This is a genomic window from Kosakonia sp. R1.Fl (assembly GCF_023516815.1).
Lineage (GTDB): Bacteria > Pseudomonadota > Gammaproteobacteria > Enterobacterales > Enterobacteriaceae > Kosakonia.
Genome location: NZ_JAMGSQ010000001.1, coordinates 4,722,216 through 4,741,489, shown reverse-complemented (window position 1 = coordinate 4,741,489; position 19,274 = coordinate 4,722,216). Strand labels below are relative to the sequence as shown.

The 19,274-nt window shown below is 51.0% G+C and carries 22 protein-coding genes; 11 read left to right on the top strand and 11 right to left on the bottom strand.

The window, feature by feature from the left end; all coding sequences use genetic code 11:
• Window positions 1-14 precede the first annotated feature (14 nt).
• Window positions 15-875, bottom strand: a complete 861-nt coding sequence (locus M8Q36_RS22500) for a hypothetical protein (protein WP_249882445.1) — start codon at window positions 873-875, stop codon at window positions 15-17.
• Between the two features lie 13 nt (window positions 876-888).
• Window positions 889-1,923, bottom strand: coding sequence for a trypsin-like serine peptidase (locus tag M8Q36_RS22495; RefSeq protein WP_249882444.1), 1,035 nt, complete (start codon window positions 1,921-1,923; stop codon window positions 889-891).
• 205 nt (window positions 1,924-2,128) lie between these two features.
• Here M8Q36_RS22495 and M8Q36_RS22490 point away from each other — a divergent pair, with 205 nt between their 5' ends.
• On the top strand, window positions 2,129-3,097 hold the full coding sequence (locus M8Q36_RS22490; RefSeq protein WP_283945986.1) for an alpha/beta hydrolase: 969 nt from the start codon (window positions 2,129-2,131) through the stop codon (window positions 3,095-3,097).
• 29 nt (window positions 3,098-3,126) lie between these two features.
• Here the strand turns inward: M8Q36_RS22490 and M8Q36_RS22485 are convergent, their stop codons facing one another.
• Window positions 3,127-3,384, bottom strand: coding sequence for a hypothetical protein (locus M8Q36_RS22485; RefSeq protein ID WP_249882443.1), 258 nt, complete (start codon window positions 3,382-3,384; stop codon window positions 3,127-3,129).
• Window positions 3,385-3,588: 204 nt separating this feature from the next.
• Here M8Q36_RS22485 and M8Q36_RS22480 point away from each other — a divergent pair, with 204 nt between their 5' ends.
• Window positions 3,589-4,062 carry a GNAT family N-acetyltransferase gene (locus tag M8Q36_RS22480; protein ID WP_249882442.1) on the top strand — a complete coding sequence of 158 codons (474 nt, stop codon included), beginning with the start codon at window positions 3,589-3,591 and terminating at the stop codon, window positions 4,060-4,062.
• A gap of 113 nt (window positions 4,063-4,175) precedes the next feature.
• Window positions 4,176-4,445, top strand: a complete 270-nt coding sequence (locus M8Q36_RS22475) for a hypothetical protein (RefSeq protein WP_249882441.1) — start codon at window positions 4,176-4,178, stop codon at window positions 4,443-4,445.
• 8 nt (window positions 4,446-4,453) lie between these two features.
• Here the strand turns inward: M8Q36_RS22475 and M8Q36_RS22470 are convergent, their stop codons facing one another.
• Genes M8Q36_RS22470 through M8Q36_RS22460 form a run of 3 tightly spaced genes read right to left on the bottom strand, consistent with a single transcriptional unit; the run spans window position 4,454 to window position 5,880 of the window.
• Window positions 4,454-4,891 carry an NUDIX hydrolase gene (locus M8Q36_RS22470; protein WP_249882440.1) on the bottom strand — a complete coding sequence of 146 codons (438 nt, stop codon included), beginning with the start codon at window positions 4,889-4,891 and terminating at the stop codon, window positions 4,454-4,456.
• Window positions 4,892-4,901: 10 nt separating this feature from the next.
• Window positions 4,902-5,252, bottom strand: a complete 351-nt coding sequence (locus M8Q36_RS22465; RefSeq protein ID WP_249882439.1) for an SH3 domain-containing protein — start codon at window positions 5,250-5,252, stop codon at window positions 4,902-4,904.
• 4 nt (window positions 5,253-5,256) lie between these two features.
• Entirely contained in the window at window positions 5,257-5,880 is a 624-nt protein-coding gene (locus M8Q36_RS22460; RefSeq protein WP_249882438.1) for a glutathione S-transferase family protein, read from the bottom strand.
• 431 nt (window positions 5,881-6,311) lie between these two features.
• Between M8Q36_RS22460 and M8Q36_RS22455 the strand changes: the two genes are divergently transcribed.
• From M8Q36_RS22455 to M8Q36_RS22445, 3 genes are all read left to right on the top strand, one after another.
• Entirely contained in the window at window positions 6,312-6,695 is a 384-nt protein-coding gene (locus tag M8Q36_RS22455; RefSeq protein ID WP_017456065.1) for a biofilm formation regulator BssR, read from the top strand.
• 173 nt (window positions 6,696-6,868) lie between these two features.
• Window positions 6,869-7,975 carry a PQQ-dependent sugar dehydrogenase gene (locus M8Q36_RS22450; protein ID WP_249882437.1) on the top strand — a complete coding sequence of 369 codons (1,107 nt, stop codon included), beginning with the start codon at window positions 6,869-6,871 and terminating at the stop codon, window positions 7,973-7,975.
• A 247-nt stretch (window positions 7,976-8,222) separates the two neighbouring features.
• Window positions 8,223-8,834: a protein phosphatase CheZ gene (locus M8Q36_RS22445; protein ID WP_249882436.1), complete on the top strand. Its 612-nt coding sequence runs from the start codon at window positions 8,223-8,225 to the stop codon at window positions 8,832-8,834.
• A gap of 288 nt (window positions 8,835-9,122) precedes the next feature.
• Here the strand turns inward: M8Q36_RS22445 and M8Q36_RS22440 are convergent, their stop codons facing one another.
• On the bottom strand, window positions 9,123-10,028 hold the full coding sequence (locus M8Q36_RS22440; protein WP_017456069.1) for a flagellin N-terminal helical domain-containing protein: 906 nt from the start codon (window positions 10,026-10,028) through the stop codon (window positions 9,123-9,125).
• Between the two features lie 755 nt (window positions 10,029-10,783).
• On the opposite strand from M8Q36_RS22440, the gene M8Q36_RS22435 reads away from it, so the two are divergent.
• The 3 genes from M8Q36_RS22435 to M8Q36_RS22425 all read left to right on the top strand — a co-directional run bounded on the left by M8Q36_RS22435 (window position 10,784) and on the right by M8Q36_RS22425 (window position 12,753).
• A complete protein-coding gene (locus M8Q36_RS22435; RefSeq protein WP_249882435.1) occupies window positions 10,784-11,674 on the top strand; it encodes a LysR substrate-binding domain-containing protein in 891 nt (296 codons plus the stop codon).
• A gap of 211 nt (window positions 11,675-11,885) precedes the next feature.
• Window positions 11,886-12,239 (top strand): hypothetical protein, encoded by a 354-nt coding sequence (locus tag M8Q36_RS22430; protein ID WP_249882434.1) that lies wholly within the window; start codon window positions 11,886-11,888, stop codon window positions 12,237-12,239.
• Window positions 12,240-12,291: 52 nt separating this feature from the next.
• Complete coding sequence (locus M8Q36_RS22425) at window positions 12,292-12,753, top strand: hypothetical protein (RefSeq protein WP_249882433.1); 462 nt, start codon at window positions 12,292-12,294, stop codon at window positions 12,751-12,753.
• Between the two features lie 117 nt (window positions 12,754-12,870).
• Here the strand turns inward: M8Q36_RS22425 and M8Q36_RS22420 are convergent, their stop codons facing one another.
• Window positions 12,871-13,500, bottom strand: a complete 630-nt coding sequence (locus tag M8Q36_RS22420) for a glutathione S-transferase family protein (protein WP_249882432.1) — start codon at window positions 13,498-13,500, stop codon at window positions 12,871-12,873.
• A gap of 336 nt (window positions 13,501-13,836) precedes the next feature.
• Here M8Q36_RS22420 and dacC point away from each other — a divergent pair, with 336 nt between their 5' ends.
• Window positions 13,837-15,039 (top strand): serine-type D-Ala-D-Ala carboxypeptidase, encoded by a 1,203-nt coding sequence (gene dacC, locus M8Q36_RS22415; protein WP_249882431.1) that lies wholly within the window; start codon window positions 13,837-13,839, stop codon window positions 15,037-15,039.
• A 31-nt stretch (window positions 15,040-15,070) separates the two neighbouring features.
• On the opposite strand, the gene deoR is transcribed toward dacC, so the two are convergent.
• Window positions 15,071-15,829, bottom strand: a complete 759-nt coding sequence (gene deoR / locus M8Q36_RS22410; RefSeq protein ID WP_249882430.1) for a DNA-binding transcriptional repressor DeoR — start codon at window positions 15,827-15,829, stop codon at window positions 15,071-15,073.
• 65 nt (window positions 15,830-15,894) lie between these two features.
• Complete coding sequence (ybjG, locus tag M8Q36_RS22405; RefSeq protein WP_017456076.1) at window positions 15,895-16,503, bottom strand: undecaprenyl-diphosphate phosphatase; 609 nt, start codon at window positions 16,501-16,503, stop codon at window positions 15,895-15,897.
• A 274-nt stretch (window positions 16,504-16,777) separates the two neighbouring features.
• Here ybjG and M8Q36_RS22400 point away from each other — a divergent pair, with 274 nt between their 5' ends.
• A complete protein-coding gene (locus tag M8Q36_RS22400) occupies window positions 16,778-18,010 on the top strand; it encodes an MFS transporter (RefSeq protein WP_249882429.1) in 1,233 nt (410 codons plus the stop codon).
• 31 nt (window positions 18,011-18,041) lie between these two features.
• Here the strand turns inward: M8Q36_RS22400 and M8Q36_RS22395 are convergent, their stop codons facing one another.
• The gene (locus M8Q36_RS22395) at window positions 18,042-19,244 is read right to left on the bottom strand and encodes an MFS transporter (RefSeq protein ID WP_249882428.1); all 1,203 of its coding nucleotides are present in this window, start codon (window positions 19,242-19,244) and stop codon (window positions 18,042-18,044) included.
• Window positions 19,245-19,274 lie beyond the last annotated feature (30 nt).

Genomic DNA, 19,274 nt, shown 5'->3' with positions numbered 1-19,274 from the left:
GCTATGACTGGTTTTTATTTTCCCGTTTTTTCGGCGATTTTTTTATCGATATAGGTTTTGAGGAGCTGCTGCTGCGCCGCGACGACATCACTTGATGACACCGCTTGCAGCAGCCCGGCGAGCGTTTCATTGTCTGGCCCCTCCGTTACCGTAATTTTCAGGGTATACGGCGTCACTTTTGCCAGCTCAATGGTTTTGCCGTGCGTAATCACCGCTTTTTGATTGTAATAGCGACCAACCTCTACTTTATCGAATTCCATCGTGACATCATTACCACCAAAATCTATTGCCACGGTTAACCCGTGATGATTATTCATGCCGTATGGTCGCAGTTGTTTGGGGTAAAAAAGAGAATACGGAACAAACGATAATCGCTCTTCGCTACGCTGTATTTTAATTTGCATGGCAAAGCCGAGATTGCTGGTTAATTGTCCGGCCAGAAGTGGCGTATTGTAATATTGATAGGGTAATCCGGGTGTTGTCAGGTTATTTTTCCCCGAACCGCCAAACTGACCATAAACCAGCGTCAAGCATTGCGCGCTGGAAATAAGCGTGGTTTCATTCGGATAAATATAAGCATTTACTGGATAGGGTTTTGCCATATTGCTGCCAACTTTTGATATTAGCGAAAATCCATATTTAAGGGTTTCACTAAGGATCGGCGTAGCCACCGCTAATAATAGCGCGGCGGCTTCATTAGAACCTCTGTCCTCATCTAATGCAGCTGGGCAGGGATCTCCCGATATAAACGCGCGCATCTCTTCAATACCGCCCTCTTTTATTGCCTGCGGGTTATAACTCACAGTGTTTACATGCTCATTTGCACACCCTGTGAGGAGTGCGCTGATAAAGAGAAGTGTTCTTTTTACAGGCATAGGGGATTACCTCTTAAAAGGGGAGTTTTGATTTCGGTACAGCGTAATTAGCCAGTAATTTTTCGGTGTCTAATTTGCACATCTCTTTACTGAGAGTCTGTTTTGATGAAATATGTATGCCACTTATTACAACGCTATTTTCTTTTTTGCTTTTCGTCACATTAACGATTGGCGCCCCGGAAAAACCCTCAAGCACAGTACACAGATGAATAAGACAGTTATCGTTGATATAAACCACTTTGCAGCTTTTATTTTGTTGATTATCGGTTGCCGCCATATTAGAAGTCGGATAACGGTCCGGGATGGTTTCAAGGGATGAAATAGCCACGCCCGCTATCCATAATTCATCATTAACGTCGGCTTGTTGCCACTGAAGAGGGGGCGAGGCAACGTCGATTTTATCAATCGTTAACGCAGCATAATCGCAATAACTTCCCTCGGTTTTAAAACACACTTTGCCATTTTGTTTACTGACTTTCCTCGACTCGCCATTACTAAAATAAGCCGTATCTACATTACAATGCGCAGCGGTAACAACGGTGGTGGTGTTGATTAAAAAGCCGGTACACGCTTCTAATGAAGATCGCAGATAAACAACCGAAGGAATAAATTTAGCGGCATATGGAAATGTCTCAACGTTATTCTTTTCCAGCTTTTTTTGACAGCGGGTAATGACTAATTGCGCCGATTCTTTATTGCCGCGGGTACGATAAAAGTCAGCCGTAGCTGAATCACAGGCTGGTGTATTTTCCGCAATGCTGCTTGCCGGTAACTTCAGTTTCTCGATGACATATTTATTATCTTCGTTACGCGTCGGGTACTGATTAATACCCTCCTGCTGCATGTCGCGAATGGAAAGATTGAACAGAATTGATTCATGCTCAGCGGATTTTATTCCCTTCGCGAACGGATGTTTTTTGAGTAAATCATCGTTCTGGTATTGCTCAATATCTAGCCTGTTATTGCCGAGGGTGCTGGTTTCGCGAGCATCCACCTGCTTGATTAAGCTACATAAAATAAGCAGCAGAAGAGAGGGTATCGCTCGCATGGTAACGATCCAGAATGTGGAGGTATTGCTGAATTATCAGACGCAGCGGCGCAAAGTTTTCTCATACGAAAGTATGATTTTTGTTTCCAGATAAGAAGCCTGTAGCGGTTATCAGACGAGGCCGCAGGATAGGCCATTTTGGTTGCAATCAATAATGATTCGCATTAACTTTGCTGCTGTTAGTTTCTTGTACCAGGGAAGGATAATGTTCACGCGTTCATTTAAAAATGGCTCTACATTCCTGCGGTTAAGCGCGTTTAACGCAGGCGGTTTTTCTACCTTGAGCGCAGTGATTCGCCAGCTGGCGGCGATTTTGCTGTTGCTCTGCGCGGCTAACGGTTATGCCCGCCCGGACATGACGCCGTTGGGGCCGAATATCGCCGATAAAGGCTCTGCGTTTTACCATTTCACCGTCAACACCTTTGATTCCGCCGATGGCAAGCGCCATTACAAAGTGTGGACTGCCATCCCGAATAAAAAACCGCCCGCCAGCGGTTACCCGGTGCTCTATCTGCTGGACGGTAACGCGGTAATGGACCGCTTATCTGATGAGCTGTTGCAAAAACTGTCGCTGTGCGATGCGCCCGTGCTGGTGGCGATTGGCTATCAGACCGATCTGCCGTTTGACCTAACCGCCAGAGCGTATGATTACACGCCCGCAACGCAGGGTAGTCCGCAGAATATGCGCGGCAGAACCGGTGGCGGTAGCGCGGTTTTCCGCACCTTACTGGAGCGCACCATTGCACCGCAGGCTGAGAAAGATCTCGCTATCGACCCGCAAAAGCGGGCGCTGTGGGGTCACTCTTATGGGGGATTGTTCGTGCTGGAGAGCTTTTTGTCGTCCGACTTTTTTTACACATTTTACTCGGCCGTTCCTTCGCTGGATCGTCATAACGCTGCGCTGCTCAACGCACTTGAGCAGGTCAATGAAGCGCAGGGTAGCCAGAAATCACTGTGGTTTATGGAAGGCGACGGCGACAGAAAAACGCGGGACGAAAACGCCACGTCAGACGTGTTAAATGCGCTAAGCCAGACGGTTTCACGCCTGCGTAGCAGAGGAATACCGGCGACTTACCGGCTTTACCCAGGCCTCACGCACGGCGCGATGTTTGACGCCTCGATGCACTCGGCGCTGCTAGATGTTTCTGGCGAGACACTTGCCGAAGCACAGTAAAAGAGGCCGCGAATGCGGCCTTCTGCGGCTTAGCTCAACGCATAAATCGCGGCGAAAATAGTGGCGGGAATGCACCAGTCTTTGGTGAACTCTTCAAGCGCTTCCAGATTCTCTTTGAAATGCGCCAGCATGATATCAATTGCCTGCGCTTCGTCTTCTGCCTGGGTTTCAAACGGCATTTTGCGAAAGCCTTCAGCTTTAAGCTGGCGCGCTTCTTCGGTGGACAAGGCTTTTTTCTCATAGACATTCACGGCAATGTCACTGGAGTAGAACACATAGGTTTTCATGACATCTTCCTTGTAAATGAAACGGTTGGGGCAATTGAGTTATCGGCATCAGGCTACGTTCGTTTACCCTGCGCGATGTAAATTATTACTATGCGCTTCGCTTGCGCGGCGAAAAAGCCCCTGGTTTTCGTCTTTTCTCGCGCTCACCAGCGCACAAAATTCATGCTAATTTGAACGTTTTCCGCACGTGTTAAGGGCAGAGTCATGGCAAGTTTCGACGTTCAGGAATGGCGTAAAGAGGATTACCTGGTAACAACCGACGCCGAAAAGCAGGATATTGCTGCTATCCACCGTTATCTGACGCGATCCACATGGGCGGTGGGGATTGATCGTGAAACGGTGGCGATCTCTGTGCAAAATAGCCTTAATTTCGGCCTTTTTCATGGTAATGAGCAGATAGGTTTTGCCCGGTTAGTCACCGATTACGCCACCTTCGCGTATCTGTGTGATGTGTATATTCTGGAAGCGTATCAGGGGAAAAAACTGGGGAAATGGTTAATCGCCTGCTGTCATGCGCACCCGGTTTTTGAAAAACTGCGGCGGATTGTTCTCTTTACTTCCACTGCGCCCTGGCTGTACGCGCAGGCGGGTTATGTGCCAATCAACCGGCCCGATTACACGTGGACGATTGCCCGCCCGGATATCTACAAGAGCAGGAACAACCCGATTGAAAAGTAACGCGCCTGCACCATCGCGGTAAAAGTGGGCGATGCAGTTAGCGCGTTGCCATTGCTATGCCGTTCCCGCGCTGGTAAAACCGTCCGGTTTACCAATAAAAGAAGGGAAAAACGATGCGCAGGGCAATCATTAAGATTCTGGCGGGGCTGCTGTATGTGGTGCTCGCCTTTTTTATTAGCGCTGTCATCAAGCCGGTTAACCAGTTCTGGGAATGGTCATCGGGCTGGTTATTTGATCTGCTCTGGCGGCATCAGCTGATTACCGATACCTACGAATGGGGGATGGATCCGCCGAGTACCATTATGCTGGTGATCATTGTGCTGGTAATCGCCTGGCTTTTAGCCCGCAGTGTCAACGTACTGCGGGCTAAAATCTGGCGCTAAAGCCGCGTTTACCAACCGTATTCGGAATAGGGTTGCCCGCCAGTGATCTGTGCAATTGCCTGTTTGACATAGCCAATCGTGTTTTCAGGTAAATCGTCAATGGCGTGCCAGCATAAATCGCCATGTTTCTCCGGCTCGGCGATAAACGGTTCGCCCTGCCAGCGTGTGCAACTGAAAAAGTGGCCCATCCACGAGCGATTCTCAGTCCAGACGTGTAGCGTATGCGCCAGCTGAAGATCATCCGGCGCGATAATAACGCCTGTCTCCTCGTTGGCTTCCCGTGCCGCTGCTTCGGCCAGTTTTTCGTTCTGTTCCAGCCCGCCGGCGGGTAAGCTATAGCAACCGTCCATCCAGCCTGTTCCGGTGCGCTTAAGCATGCAAATCTGGTTCTCTTTTTTCAGCAAAACAAATACCGCAATCGATAAGTTATAGCGCTCTCGCTTCATTTGATTTCCACTATTTTTCCCATTCCATGACGCACGCCTGCGGCAGCCAACCCTTTTCCCCGTCCGCTTTCTGCGCGTAATACCAGCCGTTAAGGGCGTGAATCAGCGTAAGCGATTCTCCCGCATGCACGGTCAGTTCATGCGCGCAGTAGTCGTCAAGCGCACTTCCTTCGCACGCGCTGAGTGGTGCGAAAAGTTGCTGCGGCGCCCAACCACTTTTCCCCGACGCTAACGTCACCCATACCCAGCCACGCCACTGCAAATCACAGTGGCTTATCAGTACTCGTTCGCCTTTGCCGACCGCAATCGGATCGGGATACGCCGACGTGTAATCACGGGCAACTTGCGCCTGGGATGGCATCGCCTTACACCATGCCATTATTGCCGTGGCGCAAAAATGCCGGGCGCTGGTTTAATCGTTCAAACCACGCATCGATAGCGGGAACGGACGGGTGGTCAAACGGCGTCATTTTCCAGCGGTTGACCGACAGCCCCAGTACCACATCCGCCAGCGTAAAGGTGTCGCCTGCGGCGAATGCTCCGGTGCGCTGCAACTGCTGTTCCAGAATACCGATGCAGTGATTCCACTCTTTGATGCCTGCTGCGATGGCTTTCGGGTCGTTAAACGCCGGGTTTTTGCGCGCCAGCGCCGGGAAAACATAACGCCAGGCGTTGTTGAACTCGGTGGCCTGCCAGTCCATCCAGTGTTCAACGTTGGCGCAGGCTTGCGGCTCACCGGGAAGCAAATCCTCACGCCCGGCTTTACGCACCAGATAACGGCAAATTGAGTTGGATTCCCACAATACAAAACCGTCGTCTATCAGTACCGGCACCATCGCGTTGGGGTTCATGGCGCGAAACTCTTCCGTTTCAGTGGAGGCAAAACCGCTGCCGTAATCTTCCTGCACATAATCCAGCCCGGCTTCTTCACAGGTCCAGAGCACTTTGCGCACATTGATCGACGTCGTTTTACCAAGAATTTTAAGCATGTTGCAGGTGTCCATTCGTGTAATTAATCGTTTAAAAACAATACACCAGACAAATGCATTCTGACCACCTGCAGATGCGTGCCAGCGCATCGCGGTCGCTCATGGCATTAGCGGACGGCAAACACCCGGGATAAAGCGTAATGCATGGCGACAGACGCGCAAGGGTGAGAACAGTCGTGCGGGGGCGTGATGGGGGCAGTCTGGCTCAGTGAGCGGCGGGTAAGATTGAGCGAGTTAACTGATTCATTTGTGAAAATTATGGATTGCTGGGCGCGCGGGGCATTACCGATCACGCTGGTTGGCTGGCCTGGCTCACTTTAAGTGAAATGTAAAGGTCCGGCAGATAAAATTAAATATTGACCGGACGCATGCTTTTGTTCAAAAAGCGACCATACTATGATCCTACACTGGCTGACAAGGGGGGAAGATGTATGACCGTTGATGAACTTGCGCGTCGTCTGCTGACGAAGTTGATTGCTGCCCGAAGTGACCTTGCGGCCTATATCCAGATGCGAAAAGCGAAAGGGTATATGTCGGTCAGCGAAAATGATCGTCTGCGTGAACGCTTCTTTGCCCTGGCGCTGGAGATCCGCGATAAAGGCGAACGGTTAAACGAAATGCCGGATCGCGACTCACGTAGTGCGATATACCGCGCCGAGGAAGCGCTCTCCTCAGCAGCTGTTTGTCTGATGAGCGGGCGACAGGATTGTCCCACCTACATTTCGGTGAATGTCGATAAGCTGGAACGTTCGCTGAATGTGCTTAATTACTGCATTCAGTATCTGAACGAGCATTCACCGCTCGAAGAAGCCTGATACCAGGGGGAGGAAACTCCCCCTTCCTGCGTCTGCCTCCTCCGCCATGTTGCCCCCCGTTTTTACTGCAACAATCGTGATGCGGTTGTGTATAGGCAGTGTAAAAGTCGCTTCTGCCCGCACTGCGCGGTCTACCCTTTATCAGAATAAAAAACTGCATAAAGGAGCGCCGTATGCGCCAGATCCCGCTGCTTTTTCTGTTTCTCTCCCTCTCGGTGTGCGCCGCACCTGCTGCGGTGAAAGTCGATGTATTGCAAACCAAACTCGATCACCCCTGGGCGCTGGCGTTTCTGCCCGATAATCAGGGCATGTTAATTACCCTGCGTGGTGGGCAACTGCGTTTATGGCAACAAGATAAGGGCATTTCCGACCCGATTACTGGCGTTCCCGACGTCTGGGCGCATGGTCAGGGGGGCTTGCTGGATGTGGCGCTGGCACCGGATTTTGCCCAGTCTCGCCGGGTGTGGCTGAGCTATGCCGAAGCGGGGCAGGATGATAAAGCCGGAACGGCGGTCGGGTATGGCCGTCTTAGCGAGGATTTTAAACGCCTCGACGATTTTCAGACGGTGTTCCGCCAGCAGCCGAAACTCTCCACCGGTAACCATTTTGGCGGTCGGCTGGTGTTTGATGGCAAAGGCTATTTATGGATTGCGCTGGGCGAGAACAACCAGCGTTCGACGGCGCAGGATCTGGATAAATTACAGGGCAAACTGGTGCGGTTGACGGACCAGGGCAAGGTGCCGCAGGATAACCCGTTTGCCGGTAAAGCAGGGGCGCGAGCGGAGATCTGGTCTTACGGTATTCGCAATCCGCAGGGAATGGCGATGAACCCGTGGAGTAACGCGTTGTGGCTCAACGAGCATGGCCCGCGCGGTGGCGATGAGATCAACATTCCGCAAAAGGGGAAAAATTACGGCTGGCCAATTGCCACCTGGGGCATCAACTATAGCGGGCTGAAGATCCCGGAAGCGAAAGGGGAGATTGTCGCCGGAACCGAGCAACCGATCTTTTACTGGAAAAAATCCCCGGCAATCAGCGGTATGGCTTTCTACAACGCTGACGTTTTCCCGCAGTGGAAAAACAAACTGTTTATCGGCGCGCTGAAAGATAAAAATGTCATCGTCATGAGCGTACGGGGTGACAAGGTGACGGAAGATGGCCGAATTCTTGGCGATCGTGGGCAGCGCATTCGCGATGTACGCGTTGGACCGGACGGTTATCTCTATGTGCTGACCGATGAATCTGATGGCGCATTGTGGAAAGTCAGTCCAGCCTCCTGAAGCAGAAAGGGGATATTCCCCTTTCTTCATTTTGCATATTAGTTGTAGATATTTTCCGTTCTGGCGTTAACAGGCAAAAGCTATATTTTGTTTTTATATAAGTGTTCTCTGTTGATTGTTTTTAAATAAAATAATGCCCACTTTTTTATTTTTATAGCGGCTGGCTATGTGGCGTCTTTTATTTAAGTGCCAGCAGAGATTGCCGATAACTGAATATCTTAGAGTATGCGTTAAAGGAGAGGTAATAATGCATCATCAAGGTATTTCGGGTACGTCGACGGATATTTATGAATTGATTTCCCGCATTGGTAACGTCACCCGCATGTTAAGAAGCAGCCTGCGTGAGTTAGGCCACGATATCACCATTGCTGAACTGGCTAATTCCATTCCCGATGCGCGCAGCCGGCTGCAATATGTGGTCGATCTTACGGCGCAGGCCTCCGGCAAGACGCTCAACTATATCGAACTGACACAACCCCTGCAGGAGCAACTGAGCCAGCAAGCCAGCCAGTTGCTTGCGCAATGGCAGCAACATAATGAAGCCGCAAGTATCGACGAGACAATGGCGCTTGCCCGCGCCACGCGCGGTTGGCTGGACTCGGTTCCCCATTGCACCGAAGCCACCAAATCCTGGCTACGGGAAATTATGATGGCGCAGGATTTCCCGGATACCACGGCGCGGATTATTTTGCGCATGATGGCGTTGCTGGAAAATATTGAGAAAGAGTTCCTGAATGTGCTGTTAGAAAACGTACCACGAGAAGGACGCGCGGCCATCAATAAAGTCAGCGTTGATTCAGCTTCGCAACCGACCGGGCAAGAAGATATTGACGAGTTGCTCAATAGCCTTGGCCTGTAATTTATGTTGTTAGTGCTTCACCCTCGTTGTTGTGCTTATTGATATCCTCTAATTGTTCTTTTTGTGAATGCAATATTATTGCATTCACTTTTTTTAGCTGTTTATCTCGCATAAAAACACATTCCTTTCAATAAAAAAATCCCGCAATGCCATCAACATATGCGGGATAAAAAAGAAAAATAAATTCGTTATGCTCAATGAAGCCCGCCCTCATGACAAAGCGGGTGTTAGTCAAGGAATTACATCTTTGAAATCCGCTCTGAAGGAGGTAAGCGGATTTCACACAACTTAACGCAGCAGGGACAGCATGGTCTGCGGAACCTGGTTAGCCTGCGCCAGTACAGAGCTGCCAGCTTGTTGCAGGATCTGCGAACGGGACATGTTAGACACTTCTGTTGCGTAGTCAGAATCCTGAATACGGCTGCGCGCTGCCGACAGGTTGTTCGTCGTATTGTTCAGGTTGGAAATCGTTGATTCAAAACGGTTCTGCGAAGCACCGAGCAGGCTGCGTTCGGTATCCACGGCTTTGATGGCTTTATCCAGATCGGCCAGCGGATTACCATCTGTGGTACCGCCGGAGCTGACAACGCCCTGCAGCACGTCGAAACCATGCGCGTCAGTAGAACGTGCGCTGCCGTTGACGATCTGGCCTGTTGTTGCGGCCGTTGCACCGGTGGTGTTGTAGAGGTTGAACGCGTCACTGCTGCTCACGGTAATGCTGATGGTTTCGCCATCTTTCGCGCCAACCTGGAAATTATACTGGCTGTCGCCCGAGCCGGTATTCAGCACTTTCAGGCCGTTAAAGTCGGTCTGGGTGGTAATACGGTTGATCTCTTCCATACGCTGGTTAACTTCCGCCTGGATGGAGTCGACATCGGATGCGGAGTTAGAGCCATTCTGCGCCTGAACAGTCAGGTCGCGAATACGCTGCAGGTTATTATTCACTTCGCTCAGTGCGCCTTCGGTGGTTTGCGCCAGTGAAATGCCGTCATTCGCGTTACGCACCGCAACGGAAAGGCCATTAATATTTGACGTGAAACGGTTAGCAATTGCCTGGCCAGCCGCATCATCTTTTGCGCTATTAATACGCAGGCCGGATGACAGACGCTCAATAGACGTGCCTAAAGAAGACTGAGATTTGCTCAGATTATTTTGGGTCATTAAAGACAAGGTGTTGGTATTAATAACGGCCATTTCATTTCTCCAGAAATATAGAATTAATCTATCAGTATTGCCCAATATCGCTGGGCGAAATGGATATCGTCCGCAGGGAATAAAACTTTAAATTTAAATGCCTAATAGTTTATTTTTATAAATGAAACGATTTAATGCGATGATTTTATAGCTAATAGTGGTTGTAAATATATTTTCATTGCCGCTGGCGTATTCTATCCTAATAATACTTATAGGCACACCCGATCATAATTCCGGATAGGTTGTCGTTAAATAAGAATAACCGTATTAAGTTATTTTAGTATTGCTAAACTATAATTAAGTATTATTGAATCATTCTTGGCGGGAAGATTATTTTTTGTAACTTTAAAACAGGTAAATTCGCTTTTCCTGACGCAAGGATACTGTTAGGCTGATATTTAAATAGGTTATTGCCTTCAACGTTATTTGTCTGGAAAGGTTAAATGTTGCCCATAATGTGGGTACTAAAAGCAAATTCTTACATTATTGCATCGTTGCATCCTATTAAACGGTTGACGATATGAATTAACAATTAAAGTTTTGCGCCAGATTTTCGATTACTGATAAGAAAGAATACAGCGTTGTTTATATAACAAATAACTGAATAGTTGTGCCGAAAATGGCACTTAAATTAAATTTAGCACGAAAAATCACGCATCAGTCGCGGTCGTGTTTGCTACCCTGGCTGAAATATAAAAGGCTTATGTTGTGTGATGTTTTTGTGTTTTTTGTCTGCACACGGGAGAGTTGGCTTTATGAGAACGCAAGATTTGGAATACTTCGTCGCGTTGATAAAACATATGAATTTTCAGAAGGCGGCTGAGGAGTGCGATGTTTCTCAACCCACCCTGAGCATTCAAATCAAAAAACTGGAAGAGGAATTAGGTATTCCACTACTGCATCGTAAAGGTAAAGGGTTTAGCCTGTCGCCGATCGGTTTGCATTTGTTGCCGCTGATTGAAAATATTCTTCGTGAGGTACATAACCTGCATGAATTAGCGCAGCGGCTGCGTTTCCAACCGGTTGGCGTTATCAATATTGGTGTCACACCAACGCTTGGATCGTATATATATGAAGATCTGTTCAGCGCCTTCAAAGAAAAATTCCCGGATAATGAGATCAAGCTCCATGAAGTCAGTGAAGATAATTTGCTGAGTATGTTAGGAAAAGGGCAATTACAGTTGGGGCTGCTGATAGGGCCTATTGATAATGATAACTTCCTTGAAGCTCAGCTCTATGAAGAGCAATTTGTGTTGGGCGTAAACAACAGCCATCCGCTGTCGAAACAAGAAGTGATTGATCTCAATGAGCTGAAAAAGCATAAGCTCATTATGACCAAATCGATGCCAGAACATCTCAATCTTGAACCTGGCAGCGAGGAGATACTCAACCATGCACGGAGTATTTCAAACGATCTGGAAACCATTAGATATATGGTAAAAAATTCGGATAATGTCTCCTTTTTTCCGAAGCTTTCAACGCTTGGTAACGATCACAATAGTATTAAATATATTAATATCAAAGATAATAATTTATCGCGTCGGGTTTTTATGATGGTGCGTGAAGGCGATATTATGAAGGAAAAATATTATAGTTTTGGCAGCGATGTTGGCGGTCGAATTAACGCGAGGCTGAATACGTTGTAATGATTTTATTGTCTTAATTAAATGGTAATTACGGCGACATGATCGCTGGCTATAAAAATATGTTGAGATACAAACATTACGTTTTTGACAAGTGTTTGTCTCTCAGCAGTAGTGCTGCGCCTTTTTAGAATGTGTCTTTTTTATCGCTCTTAATCGTCAATGAAAACGCCGGGTGTAGACGCTGGCAAATTTATGATGTCAGAGGTGACTCATGTTTCTTAACTCAAAATATACCAACGTTCATCGATCGCTACTTGCCATTATCAAACCTGCATTGAATGAGCATGCATTTGAAAACAAAAGGACAGATGCCTGCGTTGCGCTGAAAAAATTGATGGCCCTGTATAATGAGCTTCGCGATGAACTGACGCTGCAGCCATATCCGCCAGAGTTGACCGATTTTTTATTTACCTATGAGTGTGCGTTGATAACATTGGATGATTATTTAAATTCCAGCTCCCCCAGGGAAATGAGCAGCACCATTAGTACCTGCTTTCAGTATATAGAAACCGTCCCGGTATTGCTTCGGCGTGTTTCGGTTCAGTACCGCATGCAAGCCATGTGAAAAATAATTATTTAGCAGTAACCAAAATCTTATATCACTTTACGAGATGGGTATGATGGATAATATCGCCACTGAGCAGTTGGGTCTTTCATTAGAACGGGCTAATTTTTTAAAGAAAAGATCACAATCATTTCTGTCGGTTGCCAGACAATCTGGCTTAGCCGGTCACGCTTTTACTCAGCGGGATGACGCGCTGAACGATGATCATGCTGCGGTGATTTCGGGTATGGAGTGTGGCGAAGAGGTGACGCTTTTGCAGGAGAGTTTGCAGAATATCGATTTTGCTATCCATAAACTCGACGCGATAAATAATGACGAAGTGGCCGAACCTGACGTGATGGCGTTTTATCAGGATGCAATCGAACTCCTTGATGAGGCAGAAGCGCTGCTGGAGGAGTGCTGCGAAGTCGATATTATTGACTACGCAATGGATGAGATCGAGTGGGATGAAAGTAGCCTGGTTCCCTTAGAAGACGATCCACTGTTTGCGGATGGCGAGGGCGAAGAGGAGTAACGTCTTTGCTGCTGGCTGCCAGACTTTATAGATTGCCGCGTGGGTGTACCGGATGGCGCCGGCGCGTTTGCTGTCAACAGCAGGTGATAATGCCAGCGCCACCGGTTAAAAACAGGTTCAGGTCACCGGGATCATTACCGCATTTTTGAAGCCGGGACGTTCGCACAATTGCGCATACCAGCGTTGCAGGCTGGCGTGCGGTGCCCAGCGTAATCCGGGGATATTATAAAGGTTATAGATAAACGGGCCGACGGCGATATCTCCGCAGCCAAATGCTTCCCCGGACAGCCACCGCTGCTTTGCCAGCACATCGTCGAGCATCGCGAACAGCCCATCCAGCGCGTTTTTGTTGGCTTCAATCGCGGCGTTGTCACGCTGTTCCGGCGCGGTGCGCACCAGTCCCTGCAACAGTGGGCCATGTTTTGGCGAAAGGGTGCTCAGCGCCCAGTCCATCCACTTTTCCCCTTGCGCACGCTCAGCAGGGGATTCCACCCATAAACGGCCCTGACCGTACTGCGCCGCCAGGTAACGCACGATGGTGTTGGATTCCCACAGCACCACATTGGTTTCATCGTCCCGTAGCAGCGGCACCAGACCATTCGGGTTCATCGCCAGATACTCAGGCTCATGGTTCACGCCGAACTCTCTGCCCGCCAGAATATGCTGGTACGGTAATTCCAGCTCTTCCAGCAGCCAGCGAACTTTTTTGACGTTAGTCGAGTTATTTCTGCCCCATAGCGTTATCATTTTTACCTCAGTGGTGTGAATGAGTGTCGGTGTGACATTCATCGTGTGCCAATCTCCGACATTCTTCAAGTTGCAGATGTGCGGGTTTTGTTACCGGTTTCTTCGTAAGCGTCGTTCCTTCGGCGCCAGCGCAAGCACGGCTCAACGCGCAAGGTGCAACTCGAATTATTCAGGGGATAAATATTCAGCACAAACGGCACGCAACACGCGGTTATTGCGTAAACTTTAAAAACTTTACCCAGTGACGGTTTTTTTCGTTTCGTTTGTGCGCTATTACTCACCGTTTGTTGCGGCACGGTGTTGTGACGTTTTTGAATGGATACTCGGGTGGCCCCTATGACGCATTTCTCTTTATCCCTTCGCAGCCTGGTTGCGGGCTCTGCGCTGTTGATGCTTTTCTCCCCTTCGTTGTACGCGGTGGAACAGACGCCGGGTGCGCCCCCGGTCGATGCGAGAGCGTGGATCCTGATGGATTACGCCAGCGGCAAGGTGCTGGCAGAAGGCAACGCTGACGAGAAGCTTGATCCTGCCAGCCTCACGAAACTGATGACCAGCTATGTGGTTGGCCAGGCGCTGAAAGCCGGAAAAATTCATCTCACTGATACAGTGACCGTCGGCAAAGACGCCTGGGCGACTGGCAACCCGGCGCTGCGCGGATCTTCGCTGATGTTCCTGAAACCTGGCGATCAGGTTTCCGTGGCCGATCTCAACAAAGGCGTGATTATCCAGTCCGGCAACGATGCCAGTATCGCCATCGCAGATTTTGTGGCGGGCAGTCAGGACTCATTCGTCAGCCTGATGAACAGCTACGCGCAAAAACTCGGCCTGACCAATACCACCTTTAAAACGGTACATGGCCTGGATGCGCCGGGGCAGTTCAGCACCGCGCGTGATATGGCGCTGCTCGGCAAGGCACTGATTCATGATGTGCCGGATGAGTACGCCATTCATAAAGAAAAAGAGTTCACCTTCAATAAGATCCGCCAGCCGAACCGTAACCGGTTGCTGTGGAGCACCAGCATGAACGTGGATGGCATGAAAACTGGCACCACCGATGGCGCGGGTTACAACCTGGTGGCCTCGGCGACGCAAGGTGATATGCGCCTGATTTCCGTAGTGCTGGGCGCGAAAACCGACCGCATCCGTTTTAATGAGTCGGAAAAATTGCTCACCTGGGGTTTCCGTTTCTTCGACACGGTTACGCCTATCAAACCTGACGCGACATTTGTCAGCCAGCGCGTGTGGTTTGGCGATGAGAGTGAAGCGAAACTTGGCGCGGGTGAAGCAGGATCTATCACCATTCCTAAGGGGCAACTGAATAACCTGAAAGCCAGCTACACCTTAACGCAGCCGGAACTGCAGGCTCCGCTGACCAAAGGTCAGGTGGTGGGCACCATCGATTTTCAGTTGAACGGTAAAACCATTGAGCAACGCCCGCTGGTGGTGATGGAAGCGGTGGAAGAGGCCGGTTTCATTGGCCGGATGTGGGATTTTGTGTTGCTGAAATTTCATCAGTGGTTTGGTGGCTGGTTCTCCTGATACAACCTCGACCGTGCCCAGCCGGGCACGGTCAATAGAGCAACGTTAACTGGTGTTTTTTTGCTTCGTTCTCCAGCGCCTCGTCGGGGCGACAATCACTGACCAGCACATCAAAGCGGCTCAATGGCCCCATGCAGGCCGAACGCACTTTGCCGAACTTGCTGTGATCCACCACCAGAACGTGGTATTGCGCGCAGGCCATCGCCCAGTGTTTTACCGGCAACTCTTCCAGATTAAAACAGGTCGCGCCTTGCTCGGCATGCACGCCCGCCGCCGAATAGAAGGCGATATCCGGGCGCAGATTATTCAGCGTTTCGTTGAAATTCAATGGTTTGAAAATGGCGTTACTGGCGTGAAACTCACCACCACTGAGAATGGCGCGACACTGCGGTTTTTCCTGTAATGCCAGAAAGGTATTCAGCGAGTAACAGACGCCGGTGAAGGGCAGATCGTCCGCAATGGCTTCAATGATCCATGGCGTGGTGGTGCCACAATCGAAAAAGGCCATCTGATGTGCTTTAAGTAGCCCGGCGGCAAGTTTTGCCGCGTGGCGCTTCTCTTCTACCAGACGATTTTTTTGATCGCTTAACAGATAATGGCTGGCGGAGCGCGGCTCCAGGACGATGTAACCGCCCAGCAGCACGACCGGTGCGCTGTTGGCGCTGAGATCGCGGCGAATGGTCATTTCAGATACGCCAAGCAGCGTCGCCGCCTCTTTCAGGCGCAGTTTATCGCTGCGCTTGAGCGCCGCCAGCAGCTGGCCAATCCGTTCGTCGCGTCTTGTTTCCATAATTCCCCTGAATAAAAGAAAGCCCTGCATTGAGCAGGGCGTTCATATTACCTTTGCCTCAGGGCTTAGTCACGTACCCAGCCGCGGCGAATCAGCATGGCGAAACAGGCTCGATAGAGTTGTTGCACACTGTGGTAGAGCGCCGGGCCAAAGCCTTGCCAGAGGATTTGCGCCGACAAACAGCCGCCGATACCAACCAGCAGCGCGCCGAGCATATCCAGCGGCCAGTGCACGCCCAGATAAACGCGTGACCAGGCGATGGTCAGACCGATGACCATCAACAGCGCGCCCGACCACAAACGGTGCCAGGCAAGGAAAGCGACCGCAAAGGTGAAGATCACCGTGCCGTGATCGCTCGGGAAAGAACTGTCCGGCGCGTGGTGCAGGAAGTTGTAGCCCACGCGATCGGCAAAGGGGCGATCGTGGGGGAAAAAATGCCCCAGTAACGCCGAGCAACAGAGACTGACCAGCATCGCCAGCGTGACTTTAATTACCAGCTGGCGTTGCGCATTCACTTGCTCGCGTGGACCCCATAACCAGAGGCCAACGGCTAACAGCGGCACGATGCTAATCAAATCGCTGGCGGCAAAATCGGCAAACGCAATCAGCCAGCGCGGAGAGTCTGGCGTGGCGTTAATCCAATAAAACAGGGTGTAATTCAGGCTCTCTAACATACGCTTGTTACTCTTTGATGAAATAAGCAAAATTGACGCGAAAGCGCCCACCATAAAAGCGGCATGGTCAACGGTAAAGGGGTTTTGTCTTACTCATCTGAGAGTTAGACCATTCCTGGAGCGAACCACTGAGGGCGTATCTTACGGCTGTGCACTTAAGTGAACCTTAAACGAACTGAAATGTGCTTTATTTAAACTGTGACAGAGAATTTCCTATCGCTGCATAGCGGCTTTGATTACACTCTGCGCGATTTTTCATAGATGAAGAGATTGCATGCAAAACCATACCTTAACGAGCCAACGTCTGGGACGACGGGCGCTACTGTTTCCCCTCTGCCTGGTGCTTTACGAATTCTCCACCTATATCGCCAACGATATGATTCAGCCCGGCATGCTGGCCGTGGTGGAGCAGTACAACGCCGGTATTGAGTGGGTGCCAACGTCAATGACCGCTTACCTTGCGGGCGGCATGTTTTTGCAGTGGCTGCTGGGGCCGCTGTCGGATCGCATTGGCCGTCGTCCGGTGATGCTAACCGGCGTGGTGTGGTTTATCGTTACTTGCCTGGCAACACTGCTGGCGCAGGACATTGAGCAATTCACGTTACTGCGCTTTTTGCAGGGCATTAGCCTGTGCTTTATTGGCGCGGTAGGTTACGCGGCGATCCAGGAATCTTTCGAAGAAGCGGTGTGCATAAAAATCACCGCACTGATGGCAAACGTGGCGCTGATAGCGCCGCTGCTTGGCCCGCTGGTGGGGGCTGCGTGGGTGCATGCTGCGCCGTGGCAGGGGATGTTTGTGCTGTTCGCGTTGCTGGCGGCATTCGCTTTTTTTGGCCTGCAACGGGCGATGCCGGAGACCGCCACGCGGCTGGGTGAAAAGCTCTCCTTTAAAGCCTTGTGGCGCGACTATGTCGAAGTGATGAAGAACCTGCGTTTTGTCGCCGGGGCGCTGGCGACAGGTTTTGTCAGCCTGCCTTTGCTGGCGTGGATTGCCCAGTCGCCGATTATCATCATCAGCGGCGAGCAACTGAGTAGCTATGAATACGGCCTGTTGCAGGTGCCGATTTTTGGCGCGCTGATTATCGGTAACCTGGTACTGGCGCGGCTTACTTCCAGGCGCACCGTGCGGGCGCTGATCATTATGGGTGGCTGGCCAATTGCGGCCGGGTTGCTGCTGGCAGCTGTCGCGACTGTTGCCTCTTCGCATGCTTATTTATGGATGACCGCCGGGTTGAGTCTGTACGCCTTTGGTATCGGGCTGGCGAACGCCGGGCTGGTGCGTCTGACCTTGTTTGCCAGCGACATGAGTAAAGGCACCGTTTCGGCGGCAATGGGCATGTTGCAGATGTTTATTTTTACCGTTGGTATCGAAATCAGTAAACACGCCTGGCTAAGCGGCGGCAATGGCTTGTTCAGCCTCTTCAACCTGGCTAACGGCCTACTGTGGCTGGGCTTGATGGTGGTATTTCTGCGTGATAAACGAGTAGGGAATTCGCTGGAAGGATAGGGCGGCGCTCATCAACAGCGCCGCCGCGTAATCAGCAGGTTTCAGCCTGCGTTTCCGGAGCCGGTTTGGCGACCGCGCGGGCAACCACGGCGGCAATCAGCACCAGCCCCATCACCACCAGCATGGCGCTACGCAGGCCGTAGTGCTCGCCGAGAAAACCGAGCAGCGGCGGGCCGACGAGAAACGCCAGGTAGCCGGTGGTGGCGACCACGCTGACGCGGGTTGCCGCGTCCGGGCCGGTATCGCTGGCGGCGGAAATGGTCAGCGGGAAACCGAGCGAGGCGCCAAGTCCCCACAAAATCACCGAGAAGCCCGCCACCCAGGCACTATCAACGAAGATAATCAGCCCGATGCCCAGCGCACCCATCAACGCGCTGGCGCGCACCACAGTGACGCGGCTGTAACGGTCAATAAACCAGCCACCGATAAATCGCCCGACGGTCATTCCAAGAGTAAAACCGGTGTAGATAAGCGAGCCGGACGTCGGGCTAAAGCCGTGCCCGTCCACCATCAATAGCGGCAGCCAGTCGTTGGCGGAACCTTCGGCAAATGCCATTGCGAGCACGACCACGCCAATCAGCAACAGTTGGGTATCACGCCAGAACGGTTGCCCTTTTTTCGCGCGCGCTTTCTCCTCGGCGGAGTCTTTGCCGGTGCCATGAGGAATGGCGGAAATCGCCAGCATTATGGGAACAATCGCCACCAGTGCCGCCGCCAGAATGTGCCAGTTGGCCGCCAGGCCAACAGCGGTAACGCTCATACCAATGCCTGCGCCGACCAGCGTGCCGAAGCTGTAAAAACCGTGCATCATTGGCAGCACGGTTTTGCCCATCTCACGCTCGACTTCCGCGCCTTCGATGTTCATTGCCACTTCGCCCGCACCCAGGCTGCCGCCGAAAAGAGCCAGGCCAACGGCAAATAACAGCGGAGACGCCAGCCACAATGCGATACTCAGCACCACCATGCCGATGACGCTGAACGACATGCTGGCGCGGATCACTTTCCGCGCGCCAAAGCGCTTCACCAGCCATCCGGAGGAGAGAATGCCGCTCATCGAACCGACCGACAGGCCAAACAGCACCACGCCCATTTCCGCGGTGGAAACCGATAAAATATCGCGGATTGCAGGCGTTCGTGTAGCCCACGAGGCCATTAATAGCCCCGGTATAAAAAAGAAGGTAAACAGCGCCCACAAGCGATGTTGCAGGGCTTTTCGCGAAGCATTTCCAGTCATAACGTCACGGCAAAGAGGGAAAAGATAAGA

Coding starts and splice junctions, on each gene's coding strand:
- M8Q36_RS22475 (WP_249882441.1), top strand. CDS start 4,176: ATGCGCAGGGCAATCATTAAGATTCTGGCGGGGCTGCTGTATGTGGTG.
- M8Q36_RS22495 (WP_249882444.1), bottom strand. CDS start 1,923: ATGCGAGCGATACCCTCTCTTCTGCTGCTTATTTTATGTAGCTTAATC.
- M8Q36_RS22430 (WP_249882434.1), top strand. CDS start 11,886: ATGTTTCTTAACTCAAAATATACCAACGTTCATCGATCGCTACTTGCC.
- M8Q36_RS22450 (WP_249882437.1), top strand. CDS start 6,869: ATGCGCCAGATCCCGCTGCTTTTTCTGTTTCTCTCCCTCTCGGTGTGC.
- M8Q36_RS22435 (WP_249882435.1), top strand. CDS start 10,784: ATGAGAACGCAAGATTTGGAATACTTCGTCGCGTTGATAAAACATATG.
- M8Q36_RS22440 (WP_017456069.1), bottom strand. CDS start 10,028: ATGGCCGTTATTAATACCAACACCTTGTCTTTAATGACCCAAAATAAT.
- ybjG (WP_017456076.1), bottom strand. CDS start 16,503: ATGTTAGAGAGCCTGAATTACACCCTGTTTTATTGGATTAACGCCACG.
- M8Q36_RS22500 (WP_249882445.1), bottom strand. CDS start 875: ATGCCTGTAAAAAGAACACTTCTCTTTATCAGCGCACTCCTCACAGGG.
- M8Q36_RS22395 (WP_249882428.1), bottom strand. CDS start 19,244: ATGACTGGAAATGCTTCGCGAAAAGCCCTGCAACATCGCTTGTGGGCG.
- M8Q36_RS22490 (WP_283945986.1), top strand. CDS start 2,129: ATGTTCACGCGTTCATTTAAAAATGGCTCTACATTCCTGCGGTTAAGC.
- M8Q36_RS22460 (WP_249882438.1), bottom strand. CDS start 5,880: ATGCTTAAAATTCTTGGTAAAACGACGTCGATCAATGTGCGCAAAGTG.
- M8Q36_RS22470 (WP_249882440.1), bottom strand. CDS start 4,891: ATGAAGCGAGAGCGCTATAACTTATCGATTGCGGTATTTGTTTTGCTG.
- M8Q36_RS22455 (WP_017456065.1), top strand. CDS start 6,312: ATGACCGTTGATGAACTTGCGCGTCGTCTGCTGACGAAGTTGATTGCT.
- deoR (WP_249882430.1), bottom strand. CDS start 15,829: ATGGAAACAAGACGCGACGAACGGATTGGCCAGCTGCTGGCGGCGCTC.
- M8Q36_RS22480 (WP_249882442.1), top strand. CDS start 3,589: ATGGCAAGTTTCGACGTTCAGGAATGGCGTAAAGAGGATTACCTGGTA.
- M8Q36_RS22445 (WP_249882436.1), top strand. CDS start 8,223: ATGCATCATCAAGGTATTTCGGGTACGTCGACGGATATTTATGAATTG.
- M8Q36_RS22400 (WP_249882429.1), top strand. CDS start 16,778: ATGCAAAACCATACCTTAACGAGCCAACGTCTGGGACGACGGGCGCTA.
- M8Q36_RS22465 (WP_249882439.1), bottom strand. CDS start 5,252: ATGCCATCCCAGGCGCAAGTTGCCCGTGATTACACGTCGGCGTATCCC.
- M8Q36_RS22485 (WP_249882443.1), bottom strand. CDS start 3,384: ATGAAAACCTATGTGTTCTACTCCAGTGACATTGCCGTGAATGTCTAT.
- M8Q36_RS22425 (WP_249882433.1), top strand. CDS start 12,292: ATGATGGATAATATCGCCACTGAGCAGTTGGGTCTTTCATTAGAACGG.
- M8Q36_RS22420 (WP_249882432.1), bottom strand. CDS start 13,500: ATGATAACGCTATGGGGCAGAAATAACTCGACTAACGTCAAAAAAGTT.
- dacC (WP_249882431.1), top strand. CDS start 13,837: ATGACGCATTTCTCTTTATCCCTTCGCAGCCTGGTTGCGGGCTCTGCG.